13 protein-coding genes and 2 pseudogenes are annotated in these 20,634 nt (G+C 65.9%); 12 read left to right on the forward strand and 3 right to left on the reverse strand.

Going from position 1 to position 20,634, the window contains the following annotated elements; all coding sequences use genetic code 11:
* Positions 1-39 precede the first annotated feature (39 nt).
* Positions 40-834 (forward strand): trans-aconitate 2-methyltransferase, encoded by a 795-nt coding sequence (locus A9310_RS03950; RefSeq protein ID WP_065629464.1) that lies wholly within the window; start codon positions 40-42, stop codon positions 832-834.
* Between the two features lie 440 nt (positions 835-1,274).
* On the opposite strand, the gene A9310_RS03955 is transcribed toward A9310_RS03950, so the two are convergent.
* Positions 1,275-2,108 carry an aldo/keto reductase gene (locus A9310_RS03955; RefSeq protein WP_065629465.1) on the reverse strand — a complete coding sequence of 278 codons (834 nt, stop codon included), beginning with the start codon at positions 2,106-2,108 and terminating at the stop codon, positions 1,275-1,277.
* 115 nt (positions 2,109-2,223) lie between these two features.
* Positions 2,224-5,668: pseudogene (locus A9310_RS03960) on the reverse strand (protein kinase).
* A 217-nt stretch (positions 5,669-5,885) separates the two neighbouring features.
* Here A9310_RS03960 and A9310_RS03965 point away from each other — a divergent pair.
* From A9310_RS03965 to A9310_RS04010, 10 genes and pseudogenes are all read left to right on the forward strand, one after another.
* Positions 5,886-6,089, forward strand: a complete 204-nt coding sequence (locus A9310_RS03965) for a cold-shock protein (protein ID WP_058252822.1) — start codon at positions 5,886-5,888, stop codon at positions 6,087-6,089.
* Between the two features lie 201 nt (positions 6,090-6,290).
* On the forward strand, positions 6,291-8,636 hold the full coding sequence (locus tag A9310_RS03970) for a glycerol-3-phosphate 1-O-acyltransferase (RefSeq protein ID WP_065629466.1): 2,346 nt from the start codon (positions 6,291-6,293) through the stop codon (positions 8,634-8,636).
* Entirely contained in the window at positions 8,633-10,126 is a 1,494-nt protein-coding gene (locus A9310_RS03975) for an HAD-IB family hydrolase (RefSeq protein WP_058252824.1), read from the forward strand. The genes A9310_RS03970 and A9310_RS03975 overlap by 4 nt, the downstream gene beginning before the upstream one ends.
* Positions 10,123-11,577, forward strand: coding sequence for a wax ester/triacylglycerol synthase domain-containing protein (locus A9310_RS03980; RefSeq protein ID WP_065629467.1), 1,455 nt, complete (start codon positions 10,123-10,125; stop codon positions 11,575-11,577). The genes A9310_RS03975 and A9310_RS03980 overlap by 4 nt, the downstream gene beginning before the upstream one ends.
* A gap of 69 nt (positions 11,578-11,646) precedes the next feature.
* The gene (locus A9310_RS03985; protein WP_065629468.1) at positions 11,647-11,880 is read left to right on the forward strand and encodes a type II toxin-antitoxin system Phd/YefM family antitoxin; all 234 of its coding nucleotides are present in this window, start codon (positions 11,647-11,649) and stop codon (positions 11,878-11,880) included.
* Complete coding sequence (locus A9310_RS03990; protein ID WP_065629469.1) at positions 11,877-12,275, forward strand: type II toxin-antitoxin system VapC family toxin; 399 nt, start codon at positions 11,877-11,879, stop codon at positions 12,273-12,275. The genes A9310_RS03985 and A9310_RS03990 overlap by 4 nt, the downstream gene beginning before the upstream one ends.
* Before the next feature lie 37 nt (positions 12,276-12,312).
* Complete coding sequence (locus tag A9310_RS03995; protein WP_065629470.1) at positions 12,313-13,755, forward strand: DUF3375 domain-containing protein; 1,443 nt, start codon at positions 12,313-12,315, stop codon at positions 13,753-13,755.
* Positions 13,752-14,330: a DUF4194 domain-containing protein gene (locus tag A9310_RS04000; protein ID WP_065629471.1), complete on the forward strand. Its 579-nt coding sequence runs from the start codon at positions 13,752-13,754 to the stop codon at positions 14,328-14,330. Before A9310_RS03995 ends, A9310_RS04000 begins: the two co-directional genes overlap by 4 nt.
* Positions 14,323-17,718: pseudogene (locus tag A9310_RS04005) on the forward strand (ATP-binding protein). The gene A9310_RS04000 and the pseudogene A9310_RS04005 overlap by 8 nt, the downstream one beginning before the upstream one ends.
* Positions 17,715-18,860 carry a Wadjet anti-phage system protein JetD domain-containing protein gene (locus tag A9310_RS04010; protein WP_065629472.1) on the forward strand — a complete coding sequence of 382 codons (1,146 nt, stop codon included), beginning with the start codon at positions 17,715-17,717 and terminating at the stop codon, positions 18,858-18,860. Before A9310_RS04005 ends, A9310_RS04010 begins: the two are co-directional and overlap by 4 nt.
* 14 nt (positions 18,861-18,874) lie before the next feature.
* Here the strand turns inward: A9310_RS04010 and A9310_RS04015 are convergent, their stop codons facing one another.
* Complete coding sequence (locus A9310_RS04015) at positions 18,875-19,624, reverse strand: FadR/GntR family transcriptional regulator (RefSeq protein WP_065629473.1); 750 nt, start codon at positions 19,622-19,624, stop codon at positions 18,875-18,877.
* Between the two features lie 235 nt (positions 19,625-19,859).
* Between A9310_RS04015 and A9310_RS04020 the strand changes: the two genes are divergently transcribed.
* The gene (locus A9310_RS04020) at positions 19,860-20,633 is read left to right on the forward strand and encodes an enoyl-CoA hydratase-related protein (protein WP_058252827.1); all 774 of its coding nucleotides are present in this window, start codon (positions 19,860-19,862) and stop codon (positions 20,631-20,633) included.
* Position 20,634: the final 1 nt, after the last annotated feature.

The following is a 20,634-nucleotide window of genomic DNA, read 5'->3' on the forward strand; positions in this document are numbered from 1 at the left end:
ACAATGGCCCGGGGTCGGTACACAACCGAGGAGTGAGCGATGGTCGATTGGGACGGTGACCGGTACGCGGACGTGAGCGCCTTGCAGCGCATGGTCGCCGAGGAGTCGATCTGCGACCTCGAACTCACCGGGACCGAACGCCTGCTGGACATCGGGTGCGGCGACGGCTTCATCACGATGCTGCTCGCCGACCGGCTGCCGTCGGGCTCGGTCGTCGGCGTCGACGCCTCGCGTCGGATGATCGAACGCGCGCTGCTCCGGGTCCCGGCGGACCTGCTGCGCATCCAGTTCCACGTCGACGACGTGCTTGCCCTGCCCTTCGACGACGACTTCGACATCGTGGTGTCGTTCAACGCGCTGCACTGGGTGCACGACCAGGGGGCGGCGCTGCAAGGAATCGCTCGCAGTCTCGTCGACGGCGGTCGGGCGGTGCTGCAGATGGTGTGCGCCACCGAAAGACCGAGTATCGAAGACGTGGCGATGGAGGTCGCGGCGCAACCGGAGCGGAAGCGCTACTTCGACGGCTTCGACGCGCCCTACGTCCACGTGGAACCGTCGCGGTTCGGGGAACTCGCCACCGACGCCGGGTTCATCGTGGACGACCTGACGGTGAAGGATCTGAACTGGCAGTTCGATTCGGTCGACGACTTCCGAGCCTGGTTCGCCGTCGGGGCGTCGGATTGGACGAGCCGCCTACCGGACAGTGCAGTCGACGACTTCGTCGACACGGTCATCGACCGCTACACCGACGTGGTCGGCGAACCCGCACTGTTCCGGTTCAGTCAGTTGCGCGCCTCGTTGTCGAAACCTGCTCGCCCCGAGAACCTCTCCTGACCTCCGGTCACCCCCGTCCCATAACTCGAGAGAACGACATAACCATTGCTCCCTGAGGTGCGAGGAGCGATAGCGCCGCCACCCCCTGCTCCCTGAGGTGCGAGGAGCGATAGCGCCGCCACCCCCTGCTCCCTGAGGTGCGAGGAGCGATAGCGCCGCCACCCCCTGCTCCCTGAGGTGCGAGGAGCGATAGCGACGAGCCACGAAGGGCCTGGTGAGGCACCTTGTGAGGCCCTTCGAGGCTCGCTTCGCTCGCACCTCAGGGAACAGAAGGGTCACCGCTCGCACCTCAGGGAACAGAAGGGTCACCGCTCGCACCTCAGGGAACAGAAGGGTCACCGCTCGCACCTCAGGGAACAGAAGAGGTCACCGCTCGCACCTCAGGGAACAGAAGAGGTCACCGCTCGCACCTCAGGGGAGCACAGTCGACGGGGGGTGAATCACTCCGGCACGTAGTTGAAGGTGTCCGGATCGGGCCCGATGCGCTCGTCGCTGTTGAGGCGGTCGATCTGGGCGACCTCGTCGTCGGACAGTTCGAAGTCGAACAGTGCGAAGTTCTCCTCGACGCGCGAGCGGGTCACCGACTTCGGGAAGACGATGTCGCCGCGCTGGATGTGCCACCGCAGGGTGACCTGCGCGGGCGAGCGGTCCTTGGACTTGGAGATCTCGGTGATGACCGGGTCGTCGGTCACCTTGCCCTGGGCGATCGGGGACCATGCCTCGGTCGCGATGCCGTGCTCGGAGTTGAACGCGCGCAACGGGTTCTGCGACAGATACGGGTGCACCTCGATCTGGTTCACCGCGGGTACGACGTCGGTCTCGTCGAAGAGACGCTGTAGATGCGCCTGCTGGAAGTTCGACACGCCGATCGCTCGCGCCTTGCCGTCGGCGTAGGCCCTCTCGAGCGCCTTCCAGGTCTGGACGTAATCGCCCACCTCCGGCAGTGGCCAGTGGATCAGGAAGAGGTCGATCTGCTCGACGCCGAGGTCGGCAAGGGTCCCGTCGAGCGCCTTCAGGGCGTCGTCGTAGTCGTGGAAGCCGTTGTTCAGCTTGCTGGTGATGAAGATGTCGTCGCGCGGAATGCCCGAGTCGCGGACCGCTTCGCCGACGCCCTTCTCGTTGCCGTACATCTCCGCGGTGTCGATGTGGCGGTATCCGACCTCGAATGCGGTCAGAGTTGCTTCACGCGTGTCCTCCGGCGGAACCTGGAAGACTCCGAAACCCAACTGCGGGATGGTGATTCCGTTGTTCAGTGTGATGTTCGGGACTGCCATGAGCACTTGTCCTCTCTCTAGGGGTCGTCTACCTCTGCCCCGCACCCGCGCGGCGGGCGGTCTGGGGCCACGTTGTGGTTCAAGGCCACCGGCCCATCCGGGTATTCCCGGCCGGTCACGAACGGGTGCCGCCGGCGCCTAGCAACCGCTCGAGGAAATCCGGCGACAACGCTGCCGGCGCGGGACGGTCACCGGCACGAACACCGCGGGCGACGTCGTCGACGAGCCGGGTGAAGTCGTCGCCGCCATCCAGCGGGAACCGAACCATGCCCGACGCTGCGCACTGCGCCAGGACAGCCAGGGTCTGTGCACGTGCCTCGTCCGGCCGCCCGGCCGCGTCGAGACACATCGCCAGGAGTCGTCGCGCCCGCAGAATCGCTCGGTGGCGGCCGCTGCCGACCAACCTGTTCACCCACTCCTGCGCCCATCGACAGGCGACGTCAGGGGCTTCGGCGGACTCGCCGGCGTCGAGCATCAACCGGATCGCGGTCTCGGCATGGAGTTGCGCGACGATCGCCGCGATGCCGCGTGTCGGCACCTCGGCGTCGGCGTCGACACGCGCAGACACCCCTCGACGAGCCGGCAGGTGCCTCACCACCTGCTCGTTCTCGGCGACGGCACGCAGCCGCGGGGTGTCGAGCCGCTCGGCGATGTCCACGGCTTCGTCGAGGTAGGACCCCGCGACCGCCCGGTCACCGTGGCACAACGCCACGCGCGCCCCGACGAGATGCCGAGCCTCGATCATGTCGACGACGCCTTCGGCGGCCCCGATGATGAAGCTCTCGTCGAGCAGCCGTTCGGCTTCGTACAGATCACCGCGCTCGTACCGGACCGCCGCGAGAAGGGCGCTGGCGAGTTGCGCACCCTGCGACTGGGTCGACGAACCCTGTTCGCGCGACAACCGCAGTCCCGTACGGAAGCATGCTTCGGCACGATCGAGGTCGAGCTGTTCGACGTAGGCGAGCCCGTCGAGTCCGTAGCCGTACATGACCGCGTACGGACCGGTGTTGCGTCGGTGTGCCGGGATCGCGCGTTGTTGCCAGCGGTGAGCCTCGTCGAAGTCGAATCGCAAGGTGGCGCCGAGGGTCCCGACATTGTGGATGGCCGACACGAGGAACGGCGGCAACCCGTCGAGGTCGTCGGCCAGGCGCGCCACCAGTTCGTCGAGCCCGTCGAGCCGGTCGGAGATGGCGCGCACGCACGCCTCGGCGATGTCGGCCTCACGGCGAATTCCCAGGGCAGCATCTGACCTCGCCAGTCGCTCGAGTGCGACCCGCGCCCGTTCGAGGGAGGCTTCGGCGAGCGCGGCGCGGTGCAGGAGGAGGTTCGCCCACGCGAGTTGCATCTGCAGGATCGGGTTGGCCGCCACCGTCACAGGCGGCAACTTCTCCATCAATGTGATCAGGGTGGTCATTCGCGAGTGTTCGATGAGTGACCGGCCGTCGGTCTCGACGAGTTCGATGGCACGGTCCGCATCACCGGCGGCGAGCCCATGGTCGACAGCCTCGGTCAGCATTCCGTGCCCCGCGAACCACTCCGACGCCCTGCGGTGCAGTTGCGGAATGAGTTGCGGTTCATCGTGTTCCAGCCTGCGCCGGAGAAACTTGGCGAACAGGGAGTGGAATCGGAACCACTGTCCGGCCTGATCGACCCGGGTGAGGAACAGGTCACGGAGCTCGATCTCCTCGAGCATGGCCTGTCCTCGCTCCTCGCCGCTCAGCGTGGTCGCGAGATCGGCGCAGATCCGTTCCGGCAGCGAGACGGTGAGCAGGAAGTGCAGGACCTCCGGTTCCAGCACGCCCAGGACGTTCTCGGCGAGGAAGTCACCGATGGCATGGTGCCGGCCGGAGATGTCACCGATCAGCTCGCCGGGACGCCCGGATCGGCGCAGCGACACACACGCCAGTTGCAGCGCCGCGACCCAACCGTCGGTCGATGACCACAGTTCGGCGACCTCGTCGCCCCGCAGGTCCAGACCGGCGACATCAAGGAGGAACCGCCCGGCTTCCGCCTCGTCGAAACACAGTGCTTCCATGTCGATCTCGATGATCTCGTCGTGGACGTGCAGGCGACTGACCGGGAGGCCCCTCCGGGTGCGGCTGGTCACGATCACCTGCAGGTGATGACAACCGTGTTCGAGTAGATAGTCCATCACTCCGATGACCGCCGGGTCCGTCACCCGGTGCCAGTCGTCGACGATGAGCGCGATGCGCCGGCCGTGCTCGTGAACCTCGTTGATCAGCGATGTCAGCACGTACTCCTCGGCACGATCGCCGTGTTCCTCGACCGCCGCCGCGAGGTCGCCGACGGCGTCCGGGGCCGCCCGGCGCAGTGCCTCGACGAGGTCGGCGAGAAACCGTGCGACGTCGTTGTCGGTGTCGTCGACCGTTAGCCACGCCACCGGCACGCCGTCGACGGCGAGTTCATCGGCCCACTGCGCCGCGACCGTGGTCTTTCCGTAGCCGGTGGGTGCGTGGATGAGCGTGAGACGGCGCAGCTTCCCGTCGCGCAGTGTCTTCAGGAGTCGGGCCCTGGTGACCTGTGCCCGAGGCCGGACGGGTGGGCGGAATTTCGTCGACGGCATGGGCAGCGTCATCGTCGTCCGCCGCCGCGGCGTCGTCGTCGTCGTCGTCGTCGAGGTAGCAGGTACCGTGGCCCCGTCTGGCAGCGCCATCCCGTCGAGTGGCACCCCGAGCCGCCGCTGCGCGTTCCGCAGTTCCTCGCCCAGCTCTGCCGCCGACCCGGGGCGGTCGGCGGGTTCGCGCGCCATCGCATGTTCGATGCAGCCGGACACCTCCGCGGGGAATCCGGCCGACGTGAGATCGGGGACTCCTTCGCTCGCGACGCGGAGGAAGTGCGCGACCACTTGCTCCCCGCTGCGCCTCTCGAACGCCGCGTGGCCGGTCAGCGCACAGAACAGGGTCGCGCCCAGCCCATAGACGTCGGAGGTCACTGATGGCGTCGCACCGGCGAGGAGTTCGGGCGCGGTGGAGGCGGGCGAACCGGTGACCAGATCGGCGTCGGTCTCGAAGCCGCCGGAGATACGGGCGATGCCGAAGTCGGGTCAACTGGGGTTCGCCGTATTCGGTGAGCAGGATGTTCCCCGGCTTGATGTCGCGGTGCAGGGTGCCCGCCCGGTGGGCCGTCTCGAGCGCACCGGCCACCTTGATGCCGAGCCGGAGCACGTCGCGCCAGTCGAGCGGACCGTCCCTGCGGATGCGCAGATCCAACGATGCGTGGGGGTGGTATTGCATCACGATGAACGGAAAGCCCTCGGGCGTGGACCCGACCTCGAGGATGTTGACGATGTTCGGGTGCCCGGAGAGTCGTCCCATCGCACGCTGCTCACGCACGAACCGCTCGAGGTTCTGCGCGTCGAGGTGGTCGGTCAGCACCTTGACCGCGACATCGCGGTCCAATGCGGGCTGGCGGCAGCGATATACGGCACCGTAGCCACCACGACCGATCTCGACCGGATCGGCGAAACCTGCTTCCACCAGTTCACCGGCGACGTCGCGGACGGCATCGCGTTGTGTGGTCAGCGGATCGTTCTCGGCCATGACGTGCCTCGATCGCAGGTCGATCGCGTGGTGCCCTGTCCTGTCTACTCACGCAGACCCCGAACACCCGGGTTTCGTTCTCGAACGGGGTACCCGCGCAGCGGACCGCCCACAACGATTGCGCCCTGCGTTTCCTAACGGTCCTCATCTGTGACAGAGTTGACGGGCGGCCATCGGTCTTGGTGGTTGCGCACACTGAAGAAAGAAGTACAGCAGTATGGCACAGGGAACCGTCAAGTGGTTCAACGGCGAAAAGGGCTTCGGCTTCATCGCTCCCGACGACCAGGGCGCAGATGTCTTCGTCCACTACTCCTCGATCCAAGGTAGCGGCTTCCGCAACCTCGAAGAGAACCAGCGCGTCGAATTCGACGTCGAGCAGGGCGCCAAGGGCCCCCAGGCTACCAACGTCAGCGCGCTCTGAGCTCCTGACTTGCGCGAAACGCCCCGGACGGCCACTCGGTCGGATGGGGCGTTTCGTCGTCTCCGGACCGAACATCATCTGGCCGGACCGGTTACACACGAAAGTCCTCGCGGCGCGTCGGTCGTCCTGACGAAAACCACCCCCCCTCGGCGTAGTCCACGTCACAATTAGGCGGGGCCGGACCCCAGAGACGTGAGGGTGATGCAGGTGACCGATCCGGTGGTGGTGCTGACCAAAGCCCGTACGTCGTGCGAGATGCGGGCGGTACGCGAGTGGACGGCGGCGAACTATCCGGACGCGACGATCTCCCGATCGGCGGAGATCGACTTCGACGGCATGGCGCCGGAGACGTTGCTCGTGCCTGTCCGGGCGGTCTGGCTCCCGGCGGTCCGGCAAGGTGAGCGGCGGGTCACGCTGGGCGACGTCCTGGTGCTGTCCAATCCCCGGCGGCCGCTCGGAGCGGTCCAGCCGCTGATCCGGAAGAGACGTCCGGACAGTCTCCGCGTCGTTGCCGGTGCACCCGCCACGATCGAGGAACTACGCACCCGGTATGCCCATCACCAGGCGCAGGGTGCGCCGTTCGCCCAGTTCGTCCTGTTCCAGGCGTCGGTGTCGGCCGAGCGAGCCGAACGCCAGATCGTCGGTGATCGCTACAAGGTCCCCCGGCTGGTCGCCGAGCAGATCAGCAGTTCGTCGCGATTCCAGACGTCCGCGGCCAAACTCGCAGCCGAACTGGGTCGGCCCACCGATGCGGTGGTCGCCGAGGCCACCGACAAACTCTCGACCTTCGTCGCCACCCAGAGCCGGCTCATGGACGACGTGTTCTCGGCGACCTTCAACCGACTGCACGAGCGGGCCTGGAACGTCACCGTCGACGTCGAGAACCTCAACACCTTGCGCACCCTCAACAGGTCCACCGGCCTGATCTTCCTGCCCTCCCACCGGTCCTATGTCGATCCGCTGGTCCTGGCGAAAGTGCTGCGCAACAACGACTTCCCACCCAACCTCGTGCTCGGCGGGAACAATCTCTCGTTCTGGCCGGTGGGCCCGGTGGCCCGCCGCGCCGGCATGATCTTCATCCGACGCAAGTTCGGCGCGGACCCGGTCTACAAGTTCGCGATGCGCTCCTACCTCGCCTACATCGTCGAGAAGCGCTTCAACCTGGAGTGGTACATCGAGGGCGGTCGCAGCCGGACCGGCAAGCTCCGGAAGCCCAAACTGGGACTGCTCACCTACGTCGTCGACGCGGTGGGGCAGCTCGACGAGGCCGACGTGACGATCGTGCCGACCTCGATCGTGTACGACCAGCTCCAGGAGATCGGCGCGATGGCGGCCGAGGACGCCGGTGGCACGAAGAAGCCCGAGGGCGTCGGGTGGTTGTTGCGCTACGCGAAGGCGCAGCGCGCCTACCTGGGCGAGGCCCGGGTGCGATTCGGGACCCCCATCTCGCTGCGGACCGCTCTCGCCGACGCCGGCGAGGGCCGCGCGCGACTGGAGAAGGTCGCGTTCCGGGTGATGGACGAGATCAATTCCGCCACCCCGATCTCGGCGACCTCGCTGGCCGGTTTCGCCCTCCTCGGCGCGCACGACAGGGCGTATACGCTCGCGGAGATCGAGGCCATCCTGGCTCCCCTGCTCGACTACATCCGCCGGCGCGAGCTACCCGGCCCGGACCCAGCCCTGTGCCGCGGGGTCGGGCTGACCCAGACTCTCCGGGTCCTCGCCGGCAACGGCGTGGTGAGCTGCTTCGACGGCGGTTCCGAACCGGTGTGGTCCATCGTGCCGGACAACCACGCGGTCGCGGCCTACTACCGCAACGGGGCGCTCCATCACTTCGTCGACCGCGCGATCGTCGAGGTCGCCATGCTCGCCGTGGCCGACGGTGACGTCCGGGCCGACGACATCCCGCCGGACGAACACCCCGTCGGATACGACGAGACGGCCGACGGTCCGCTCGCCGACGAGGGGCTGCTCGCGGCGTCGCAACGGGAGGCCCTGCGAATCCGCGATCTGCTCAAGTTCGAGTTCTTCTTCCCGGCCAAGACCGAGTTCCTGCACCGACTCGGTCTCGAACTCGATCTGCTGGCCCCGGGCTGGCGTGCCGTGACGCCGACGCAGGAGTGGACCTACGAGATACTGCACGGCCATACCGGCGGACTCCTCGCCCGACGCACCCTGCAGCCGTTCTTCGACGCCCAACTGGTCTTCGCGACCAAACTCGTGGAACTCGGCACCGCATCGCGCGACAAGGAGGACCTGATCGTCGAATGCCTCGGTCTGGGACGCCAGCTGTCCCTGCAAGGTGTTGTGCGCAGCAAGGACTCGGTTTCCAAAGACCTCTACGACGGCTGTTATCAGCTCGCCGACAACCGCCACCTGATCCACGGCGAGGAGGTCGCGGACCTCGCGACCGCCCGCCGGGACTGGCTCGACGAGGTCGAATCGATGCGCGAGCGGCTGGCCCGGATCGCGTCGATCGAGGATCTCCAGCGTGCCGTGGGCGGAGCCGACACCATGGACACGGTCTGGTCGGAGGGGACACCGTGAGTGCCTTCACCGACCGGATGCGGGCCATCCGGTCGGCACCCACCGGTAAGAAGGTCGCCGCGCTGTTCGACTACGACGGCACCCTGATCGAGGGCTTCTCCGCCGCCGCCATCATGCGAGCACGCTTGCGCAGCATGGAATTCGGTTTCGGCGAACTCGCCGACTTCCTGCTCATCGGATTGCGCGGCGTCGTGTCCGAACAGGACTACGCAGAAGTGCTCGACGCCACGCGTCCCACGTTCGCCGGCAAGACCTACGCCGAGCTGATCGAGTTCGGCGAACACCTCTTCAAATACGAGACGGCGGCCAAGCTGCGGCCGCAGATGTGGCAGATCCTGCGCGCGCATCGGGAGATGGGACACACCATCGTCATCGCGTCGTCGGCGACCCGATTCCAGATCGAACCCATCGCGCGGGAGATCGAGGCCGACTTCGCACTCGCCACCGATGTCGAGGTCGTCGACGGGGTGGTCACCGGCAACATCCGGGGACGCCCGCTCTGGGGTCCGGGAAAAGCCGCTGCGGTACGCACCCTCGCCCGTGAGCACGGCATCGACCTCGACGCCTCCTTCGCCTACAGCGACGGCAACGAGGACATCCCGTACCTGGAGTCGGTGGGCAACCCGGCGGCGGTCTCCCCGCGCCGAATACTGCGGGCGGAGGCCGAATCCCGCGGCTGGCCGATCATCGACCTGAAGAACCCCACGTACAACCGGCTCGGGATGCTGGCCCGAACCGGCGCCTTCTACGGTTCGTTTCTCGCCTCCGCCGCGGTGGGCGTCACCACCGGGCTCGTTCGACGCGATCCCGCCGCACTCGTCGAGGCCCTGCCGACCGGTACCGACGTCGGGCTGTCACTCGCCGGGATCCACGTGCAGGTCCTCGACGGAGGCGAGTACCTCACGTCGGCGCGGCCGTGCGTGTTCCTGTTCAACCACCAGTCGAAACTCGACCTGCCGGTGATGATCAACCTCGTGCGGTCCGAGGCCACGGGGGTGGCCAAGAAGGAGGTGCAACGGGTTCCGGTGGTCGGGCCGATCCTGCAGCAGGCCGGGTTGGTGTTCATCGATCGCGCCGACCCGGGCCGCGCGATCGAACAGCTGGCGCCGGCCGTCACAGCTCTGCGGGACGAGGGAATGTCGCTCGTGGTCGCGCCCGAGGGCACCCGGTCGCCCACACCACGTGTGGGCAGGTTCAAGAAGGGTCCGTTCCACATCGCGATGCAGGCGGGTGTCCCCGTCGTACCGGTGGTCCTGCGTAACACCGGCGAGTTGATGTGGCGCGGTGCGCAACTCATCCGACCGGGGACCGTCGAGGTGATGGTGCTGCCGCCGGTGGACACCAGCGACTGGTCGCCCGACGAGATCGGCGACCGCGCCGAGGAGGTCCGGCAGATGTACATCAGCGCCCTGGCCGACTGGCCGCTGGACTTCTTCGCCGACGACGACGCCCGGCCACCCGTCGAGGTACCGGAAGAGAGGCAAGTGTGAGCGAGGAACCGGACCTGACCGACGGGGTGGACCGACCGCTCGACTGGGCCAACGAGCCCCACATGAGCTCGGTGGACACCATCATGTGGCGAGGCGACACCGATCGCCGGATGCGCGGGACCATCTGCATGCTCGAGGTGTACGACTGCGCCCCGGACTGGGACCGGCTCGTGGCTGCCCACGAATGGGGAAGCCGAATGGCCCCGCGATTCCGGCAGCGCGTCGTCGACTCCCCGTTCGGCATGGGAACGCCCAGCTGGGCAGTCGACCCGGACTTCGACCTGCACTACCATCTGCGCCGAATCCGTCTGGGCGGCAACGGCAGCATGCGTGAGCTGCTCGTCACGTGCGAGCAGCTCGCGATGACCGCGCTCGATGCCGCACGGCCGCCGTGGGAGGGCACGCTGATCGAAGGGCTGCCGGACGGCAAGGCCGCATACTTCCTCAAAGCCCACCATGCGCTCACCGACGGCCTGGGCGCGATCATCGGACTCGCCCAGCTGCATTCGCCCACACGCGAACACAATCCGGGCAAACCCCAGCCGCCGAGTCCCGACCCGGTGAACATCACGCCCGTCGACCTGCTCCGCCGGCAGGTGGGCGAGGAGATCCGGCGGATCCCGCATCGTGTCGACACGACCTTCCGCGGCGTCCGCGCCCTGGCACATCCCCGCCAGGCACTGAGTTCCGTTCTCCGCTATGGTCGCTCGGTTCCACGCGTGGCGGGACTGGTCAGTCCCCCGGGTTCCCCGTTGCTCGCGCACCGGAGCCTGTCGTGGCGTTTCAGTGCGTTCGAGGTCCCGTTCACCGACCTCAAGGCGACCGCGACGGCGACTCGTGCGTCGATCAACGACGTCTACCTCGCCGGGCTCATCGGCGGCTTCCGCCTCTATCACGAGAAGATGGGCACCCCGATCGAGACGATGCCGGTCGCGATCCCGATCTCGGTGCGGCGTCCGGAGGATCCGGCGGGTGGCAACCGGATCGCGGTGGGACGGCTCGCCGGACCGGTCGGGATCGCCGACCCCTTCGAGCGGGTCCTCACCATCCGCGAACAGGTCCGCGTCGCCCGGCACGAACCGGCCGTCGACATCTTCAACACGCTGGGCTCGGTGATGGCCTGGTTGCCCGGATCGGTGCTCATGCAGTTCAGCGGCACGACCAGCCAGAACGATCTGCAGGCCAGCAACGTGCCGGGCATCCCGTGGGACACCTACGTGGCCGGCGCCAAGGTCGAGCGGATGTTCCCGTTCGGCCCGCTGCCCGGTTGCGCGATGATGGCGACGATGATCACCCACAACGGAACGGCCTGTCTCGGAATCAATTCCGACGGCGCCGCGGTCACCGACCTCGAGTTGTTCGCCGACTGCCTCGTCGCCGGTTTCGGTGAGGTGCTGGCTCTCGCCGCCGATGACGACGTCGTGCCGGGGGTTCTGCGACGGGTGGTGTGAGGGAACTCGTGGCCCACGTTCTGTGCATTCGAACCAGTCCGAATGGTCAGAACCGAGTAGAATCGGCTCATGAGAACCCTGAGCAGCACAGAAGCCAAGGCGCGCCTCAACGCCGTGCTGGCTGAGATCGAGAGAACCGGGGAAGAGATCACTATCACCACGCATGGCCGACCCGTCGCAGTACTCAGGCCCGTGGCACCACCTCCGCGTCGATTCGGGCAGTTCCCGGCCATGGTTGTTCCCGACGACTTCGACGCACCGCTGTCCGCCGACGACCTCGAGCGCTGGGAGTCGGGTTCGTGACCGATGTCCTGCTGGACACCAACGCGGTCCTGTGGCTGGTCAGCGAACCGGACCGGCTGTCACCCACCACCTTGGACATCCTCGCGAATCCCGGCAACGCTCTCTACGTGTCGGCTGCGTCGGCCTGGGAAATCGCCATCAAGACGCGGCTGGGCAGACTCGACGGAGCGCCGCTCCTCGCCGCGTGGGAAGAAACCCTCTCGTCCATGTCAGCGACCGACCTCGCCATCGATTCCAGCGACGCGGTGACAGCAGGACAGCTCGCCTGGGAACATCGCGATCCCTTCGATCGCATGATCGTCGCTCAGGCCACCCGCCGAGGTCTGACCATCGCGACGAGCGATCAGGTCATCCAGACCGGCACGCTGACACCTGTCATCGACACTCGCCGGTGAGTCCTCGGTGTCAGTCCCCTCCCCTAGAGAGGAACTCATGGACTTTGATGCGTTCACCACTCTGTGGGAACGCCATCCCGCGTGGCGGCTCCTGCGCGCCCACCACTCCCCGCTCATCCTGACGTTTCTCGGGACATTCTTCGTCGAGGGCAACCGTGGTGCGAGTTCAGCTGGAGAACTGGCCACCGCTCTGGATGATCTGCTCTACGACCTGAACACCTCGCTACCCACCAACGACGGTTCGGTTCGATTTCCCAAAGAACCCCGCGCCTACCTCGAGGATTGGGCCGGCACCGAGGCTGGGTTCCTACGACGCTTCTGCCCCTCCGGCGACGACGAGATCTATTACGAGGTGACGCCGGCTTTCGAGAAGGCGTACGCCTGGATCGTCTCTCTACAGGGCAGAGCGTTCGTCGGTACCGAGTCGCGACTGCACACCGTCGTCGAGCTTCTTCGGCAGATCGTGGACGGCACCGAGGTAGACCCCGAGGTTCGACTGGCAGAGCTGCGGCGGCGTCGCGCCGAGATCGATGCAGAAATCGCCGCGGCCGAGTGCGGCGAACTGACGTATCTGGATCAGACCGGGGTTCGAGACCGCTATCAGCAGGTGGCGTCGACCGCACGTGAACTGCTCGCCGACTTCCGAGAGGTAGAAGACAACTTCCGCCTTCTTGATCRCTCGGCCCGCGAGAAGATCGCGTCCTGGACCGGGCCCAAGGGCGAACTCCTCGCCGACCTGGTGGGCAGCCGATCCGAGATCGCCTCGTCCGATCAAGGTCGTAGCTTCGGGTCGTTCTACGAATTCTTGCTGTCCGATTCGCGCCAGACGGAACTGGCAGACTTGCTTGCGAAGGTGTCGTCGCTGGAGATGATCGACGTCGACGAGCGCATCCGCAGCATCCATCACGACTGGTCCGAGGCTGCCGACCGAACCCAGCGCATGGTCCGACAGATCTCTAAACAGCTACGCCGATTCCTCGACGATCAGGTCTGGCTGGAGAATCGCCGCGTACTCGACCTGGTCCGGTCCGTAGAGGCTAGCGCCCTCGAGATTCGTGGCAGGACACCAGATTTCGGGCTCACTGTGGATCAGACCGGTATCGAGATCGCGCTGCCGTTCGACAGGCCACTCTATCAACAACCCGCCTCTGCGACCGTCGAGAGTCGGGTCGAGGACGCGACCGAGAACCTGGACGCAGACCTGTTGTTCGCCCAGACGTTCGTCGACCAAGCCCGCCTGGCAGCCAACATCCGCAGCATCCTCCCGGAGAGATCGTCGGCACTGCTATCCGATGTGGTCACCATGTATCCGATAGAACAGGGTGCGGCCGAGATCGTCGGTTACCTCGCCCTCGACGATGACGATGTCAGCGTCGACATCGACGACACCGACGAGACCCTGCTCGAGTACGCCGACCCGAGTGACCCGAGCACGGTCAAACGTGCCCGGCTGCCGAGTGTCACTGTGAGGCGACGATGACCGACGACCACGCAATTTCGAGTGCCATAATCCGATTGATGCGGGGCGTGGTGTACCGCGAATCGGACGAGGACATCTGGGCCACACTCGAACGCTCGGGAGCCGGCGTACGCGATCACTTCACCACGATCGGCGTCGATGTCATCGTCGACGAGTCCGAGGGCTACGCCTATCTGCGCTCACACCCGGAAGAGGAAGGCGAAGAGCCACTTCCGCGGTTGGTCCGCAGGCGGGCGCTGACCTACAACGTGAGCCTGCTGCTCGTGCTGCTACGCAAACGCCTGCTGGAGTTCGAGATCACCGGCGGTGAAGGACGACTCGTCCTGTCAACGGATCAGATCGTGGAGATGCTACAACTCTTCCAAGCCGAATCGACGAATGAGGCGCGCCTGGTCGAACAGGCCGATAACACCATCAAGAAGGCCGTCGAACTGGGCTTCCTGCGCCAGTTACGTGGGCAGACCGACCAGTGGGAGGTGCGTCGCATCATCAAGGCGTACGTGGATGCGCAAACACTGTCGGATTTCGCGGGCAAACTGCGCCAATACGCAGGAACCGCGGGCCCCGATGACTGACGGTCTGTTCTCAGCGGTCGAACTCGGGGGTGCCGGAGGCGCCGGGTTCCGATTGCAGCACGTCGAGGTGTTGAACTGGGGCACCTTCGACCGACAGGTGTGGCGGCTCACCCCCGACACAGACACCGCACTACTCACCGGCGACATCGGGTCGGGCAAGTCGACGCTGGTGGATGCGGTGACCACACTGCTGATGCCCGCACACAAGATCGCTTACAACAGGGCCGCGGGAGCTGAGGCCAAGGAACGCACGCTTCGCTCCTACGTCGAAGGCCACTACAAGTCCGAACGACAGGAAGCAACCGGCCGCTCTCGCGCCAAAGGCCTTCGGCAGGAGCGCAATACATACTCGGTCATCCTGGGCGTCTTCAGCAATCGGGGATATGACGAGACGGTCACCCTGGCGCAGGTTTTCCAGCAGCGCGACACCGCCGGACAGCCCTACCGGTTCTACGTCACCGCAACCAAACAACTCGCCATCACGACGGACTTCGCCGATTTCGGTTCAGATTTGCGCGACCTTCGTAAACGCCTACGGTCCGGCGGGGCCGAGGTGGTCGACGAGTTCCCGAAGTACTCCACTTCGCTGCGCCGATTGCTAGGCATCCGATCAGAGCAGGCGTTGGAGCTACTACATCAGACCGTGTCGATGAAGTCCGTGGGCAATCTGAACGATTTCGTGCGCAACCACATGCTCGAGCCGAGCGACGCCGGCGAACGTGTCCGCGACATCATCGACCATTTCGACAATCTCACGAAGTCGTACGACGCGGTCAAACGCGCCCGCGAACTGCTCGAGGCGCTGGATCCCATCGTGGTCGCCACAGAGAAGTACGATGCCGCACTTGCCGAGCGCGAGGCTCTCGACGTACAGCGTGCGGCCATACGCCTGTTCATAGCCGAGAATCGCTCGCGCCTGCTGGCAGACGACATCGCCACCTATACGAGCCAGGGCGAGCAGCTCCTCCGCAACCAGGATGCGGCCAGAGGACGGCTACGCGAGTTGGCCCGCGAACGCGAGTCTCTGATCGAGGAGCGGGCAAGAGCCGGCGGCGATCGAGTCGGCGAACTCGAGCGACTCGCCGCCGTTGCCCGTGACGACGTGGAGAAGCGCCGTCACGGACGATCCCTCTTCGACGCCACCGTCACGGCTGCAGGCTTCGCCCCCGTCACAACGGTTGAGCAGTTCACTGATCTTCACGGCTTCATCACCCGCGAGACCACTACTCGTCGAGGCGAAGAGATCGCTCGATGCTGCAAGCGCCGACGCCATCGGCCGAGAGAAAGAAGCGGCCCGACGTCAGGAGACCATCCGGACCGAGCTCGACGATCTGCAGAAACGCACCAGCAACCTGCCACCCGACCAGGTCCAGATACGCGAACAGCTGGCCACCGACACCGGCCTGACACCTGCCGACCTGCCCTACGCGGGTGAACTGATCGACGTCGTCGAAGACACAGCGAGTGGCGTGGCGCTGCCGAACGTGTCTTGCGTGGCTTCGCACTGTCGCTACTGGTACCGCAGCAGCACTACGATGCCGTGACGAACTGGGTCAACTCCCGCCGACTCACGTTCCACAATCACGGCGGCCGGACTGTCGGTGCCCGGCTCGTGTACGAACGAGTGCCGATCCGTCGAGTTCCCCTGCAGAGAAATGGCTCTGATCTACCGATTCTCGCTGACTGCCTCGAGATCAAGAGCGGGTCGTTCGAGGGCTATCTGCGCGACGAACTCCTCCGGCGCGCCGAACATCAGCGGGCCGCCACCATCGAGGAGTTCCGCGCTGCCAAGCGCGCCGTCACCCGCGAAGGTCAGGTGCGGTCCGGTGGCCGTCACGAGAAGGACGACCGACACCGGGTCGACGACCCACGCCGATGGGTGCTCGGATGGGCCAATGAGCGCAAGATCGCGGTCCTACGAGAGGATCTCGACGAGTCCGACCGCGAGCGCGTGGCTGCTTCGGCGGAGGTGGTGGCGCTGTCGGAGGAACGCGACGCCACCCAGAATCGCAGCGAGTCCCTGGCGCGGCTGGAAGGATTCCATTCCTGGGCCGAGCTCGACATCGAGGAAGCACAACGACGCGTCGCCACCCACGAGGCCGAGCGCGCCCGGCTCGAATCGGGGTCCTCACGCCTTCGCGAGATCACCACGGCGCTGGAGCAGAACGCCGCGCTCGCGGATTCCACGGCTGCCGCGATCGACGACCTCACCGGCAAGCTCGCAACCACCGCCGCCGCGAGTCATCGGGCCGAGCAGGACAAGAAAAGCGACGACGAGTTCGTCGCGGACCACCCGGAGGCTGAACTCGACGCCGCACGAGCATGCTACGACGCTCTGGAACGTCGGCTGGACGGCGGTGTTCCGGCAAGGGCAGCAGACTGCACCACAGCTCAAACGACACTGACCGCGACGCTTCATCAACGGATCGAGCGCCTCACCCGCGAGCTCGGCGGCTTCGGACAGCGCCTAACGCAGCACATGACCGAGGTTCTCCGCCGGTGGCCGGACCTGCGATCGGACATGGATGCCGACGTCGATGCCAGGGCGGATTTCGTCGCCCTCCGCGAACGGGTCGCGACCGACGATCTGCCGCGCTTCGAGTTCGAGTTCAAAGAACAGCTGAACAAGAACGCCATTCAAGAACTCGCCGGCTTCAACAACTGGCTCAACCGGCAGGCCGCATCCATCGACGAACGCGTGCGACGGATCAACGAAGCGCTGGGCGCCGTGCCCTACAACCCCGGTCGGTATATCCGGTTGGAGCGCGAGTCAACCACGAATCAGGATGTGGCACAGTTCCGCTCCGACCTGCGGAACCTGACGAGCGACAGTCTCGCAGTAGACGGCGATCAGTATTCGGAGCAGCGTTTCCTCGACGTCAAACGCATCATCGAGCGTTTCCGCGGACGGGACAATCACGCCGACCTCGACAAGAATTGGACGCGGCGTGTCACCGATGTGCGCAACTGGTTCGTGTTCTCCGCATCCGAACGCGATGTCGAGACGGACGTGGAGTGGGAACACTACAGCGATTCCGACGGCAAGTCAGGTGGGCAAAAAGAAAAGCTCGCCTATACGATCCTGGCCGCGTCCCTTGCCTACCAGTTCGGACTCGAGTGGGGTGTGAAGAAGTCGCGCGACTCCCGGTTCGCCGTCATCGATGAGGCATTCGGGCGCGGCTCTGACCTGTCGACCCGTTATGCGCTGGACCTGTTCGCCAAATTGGGTCTGCAGCTCCTGATCGTCACCCCTTTGCAGAAGGTGCACGTCATCGAGCCCTACGTGAAGGCGATCGGATTCGTCGACAATCCGACGGGCACTTTTTCACGCCTGCAGACGATGACGATCGAGGAATACCGGTCACGCCGTGACGGGCGTCTGCGGTGACCGATCGTTGGACCACCCCGGCCGACATCGCCATCAAAGCCAGACGCCGCTGGGACGACGGGACGCTGCTCCGGACGTTTGCGAACCGAGAACCATTCGAGCCCATCGAGATTCCGCTGCGCGGGCCCACCGCGTCGCAGATAGGAGCAGATCTCGGCGCCGCTCGCGACTGGGTCACGGCGTTGGACGGCGGACGTCGTGGCGACACCAGGTACTCCCTGGTCTGGCAAACAATCGGCGGCCGGCACGTCGGGCGTAACACGCTTCCACGACGGGCGATCATCTCCACCTATGAGCAGGCGTGGGCACTTCTGAACGTGAAGGCAGCGGTACAGCAGTTCGAGAGGTTGCTCGAGCTCGCCGCCGACGATCCCGCGGTCCACGCGTGGCTGTTCCAGAACCCGTTTCGCGCAATAGATCTGGCATCGGAGTTTCCTCGACTGATCGACGCGCACCGATGGCTTGACACGCATCGGGACTCCCGACGCTACCTGCGTGAGATCAGCGCACCTGGGGTCGACACCAAGTTCACCGAAAGGCACCGGGGAGTCTTGGCGTCGATACTCGGAGTGTCGTCGACGGCGTCCGGTTTCGTGACCGGGCTGGGTTTGCAGACGAAACCAGAGTTCGTGAGACTACGACCGTCACCGTCGCTGGGACTTCTCGAGCACGTTTCGGAGGTGAGCCTCCGAGCTGACGAGCTCACCCGGATCGACTTGCGTCCCTCGCGCGTCCTGGTCATCGAGAACGAGATCACCTATCTCAGCGTCGATGTTCCAGCCCACGGAGCCGTGTTCTGGGGCAAGGGATTCGAGGTCGACAGAATCGGGCGCCTTCCCTGGCTGACCGACGTGCCTGTTCGGTACTGGGGTGACCTCGACACACACGGCTTCGCGATTCTCGACCGGCTACGTGCCTGGCTTCCGCAGACCGAATCGATCTTGATGGATCGCGAAACACTGTTCGCGCATCGCGATCGATGGGTTACCGAGCCGAGCCCCACCACAGCCGCACTCCGCCACCTCTCACCCGCAGAACACGACCTGTACGCCGACCTCGCGGACGACTCGCTCGGTGAGCGGGTTCGGCTCGAGCAAGAACGCATCGACTGGGCGTGGGCTCTGGAGCACCTCGAAAGGTAGACGCGTGCCGACGATCAGATCTGCCACTGCACCGGCTGGGAGATGATGTCGCGGAGCCGTCGGCGGTAGTACCGGGCGGACTCCTGGTTGAAGACGTCCATCGCGGCCGCGGTGGCCTCGACATCGCGAGCGCGCATGGCGTCGAGGATGTCCTGCTGGAGTTCGAAGGCCGCGAGCCGCGTCGCGAGGGGATGCTCGACGGGTTCGGCGTCGCGAACGAGCAGCCACAGCGTCTCCATGACCACCCGCAGTGCGGGATTGCCCGCCGCCTCGTACACCCCGCGCTGGAATGCGGCGTTGTTCTCCTGGAAGTTGGCGTGGTCCTCTGGATGGTCGCGCATCCGGTCCAGTGCCCGCTGCATCGACTCGATCTGCTCGTCGGTGACGTTCTGCGCCGCGGCCCGCGCGACCATCGGTTCGAGCATCAACCGGACGTCGATGACATCACTGATGTTCGCGCCGTTGATCTGGAGGAACAGCTTCATGATGTTGCCGAGCGAATCGAGTTCGGGCCGTTTGGCTATGGGCCCGCCGCCGATTCCCGCCTTGATCGTCACGAGGTCTCGGCTCTCGAGGAGCCGCAGTGCCTCACGCACCGTCGTGCGTGCCACGCCGAACTCGCTGACCATCTCCTTCTCGGTCGGCAGGCGCTGACCCTCGACGATGCCACCGCCGAGGATCTGGTCGGCCACCATGTTGGCCACCCGCGCGGACATCTTCTGTCCGCGCGGCTGCCGGGTGGCGGGCTCGTCGGCGACGGTCATGTGACTCCCGTGGTCGGCTGATCGGTCGGTGCCGACACCTTACCCGCCCGGACCTGCCCTCCAATTCGGATCGGGGTGGCAATGGTCGTCCCCGAACGATCGGCGCGGCGGCGAGACGACCCATCGTCGTAACTGTGTACATATTTTCCTCGCTCGATTACCGTGAGTCCCGTTCCGTTCGTTCGCGCCGGGGCCCCGACCGCCCGTCGGCGCAGTCCACGACAGATAGGCACCCATGCAGACCACCTCCCCGGCCTCCGGGAACCTCTCCGTCACCGTGCACCAGCCCGGTATCGCACTCGTCGAGCTCTCGCGGGGCAAGGTCAACGCCATCGACGGGCAGATGTACGAGGACATCGCGGCGACGTTCGACGCGCTGTCCGACGACCAGGATGTGCGCGTGATCGTGCTGACCGGTCAGGGCCGCATCTTCAGCGCGGGCAACGACATCAACGAGTTCCGGACGATGTCCACCGTCAGCGGCGACATCGCGATGCGGCGGGCCCGGCGGGCGCTGTTCAGCGTGCGCGAGTGTCACCTCCCCGTGGTGTCCGCGGTGAACGGCCCGGCCCTGGGAAGCGGGTTCGGACTCGTCGCGCTCTCCGACCTCGTGGTCGCGTCCGAACGCGCCACCTTCGGACTGCCCGAGATGAACGTCGGGGTCCTCGGCGGTGGTCGCTTCACCGCCCGCATGTTGCCCCAGCAGGCGATGCGCCGCATGTTCCTCACCGCCGAACCGGTCGACGCGTCGACCCTGGAGCGGTGGGGAGCACCGATAGAGGTCGTCGCCCACGACGATCTCCTGGAGATCGCGACCGCCCGCGCCCGCTCCATCGCGGAGAAGAGCAGGCACGCCATCGTGCTCGCCAAACAATCCCTGAACGGCTGCGAAGATCTCGACATCCGTCGCGGTTACGAGCTCGAGCAGTCCTTCACCGTGCGACTGTCCGAACACCCCGACTCCAAGACCGCGGTGGAGGCCCAGGTCGCCGACCTCGCACGCAAGTGAC

Source organism: Gordonia sp. UCD-TK1, assembly GCF_001691435.1.
GTDB lineage: Bacteria > Actinomycetota > Actinomycetes > Mycobacteriales > Mycobacteriaceae > Gordonia > Gordonia hongkongensis.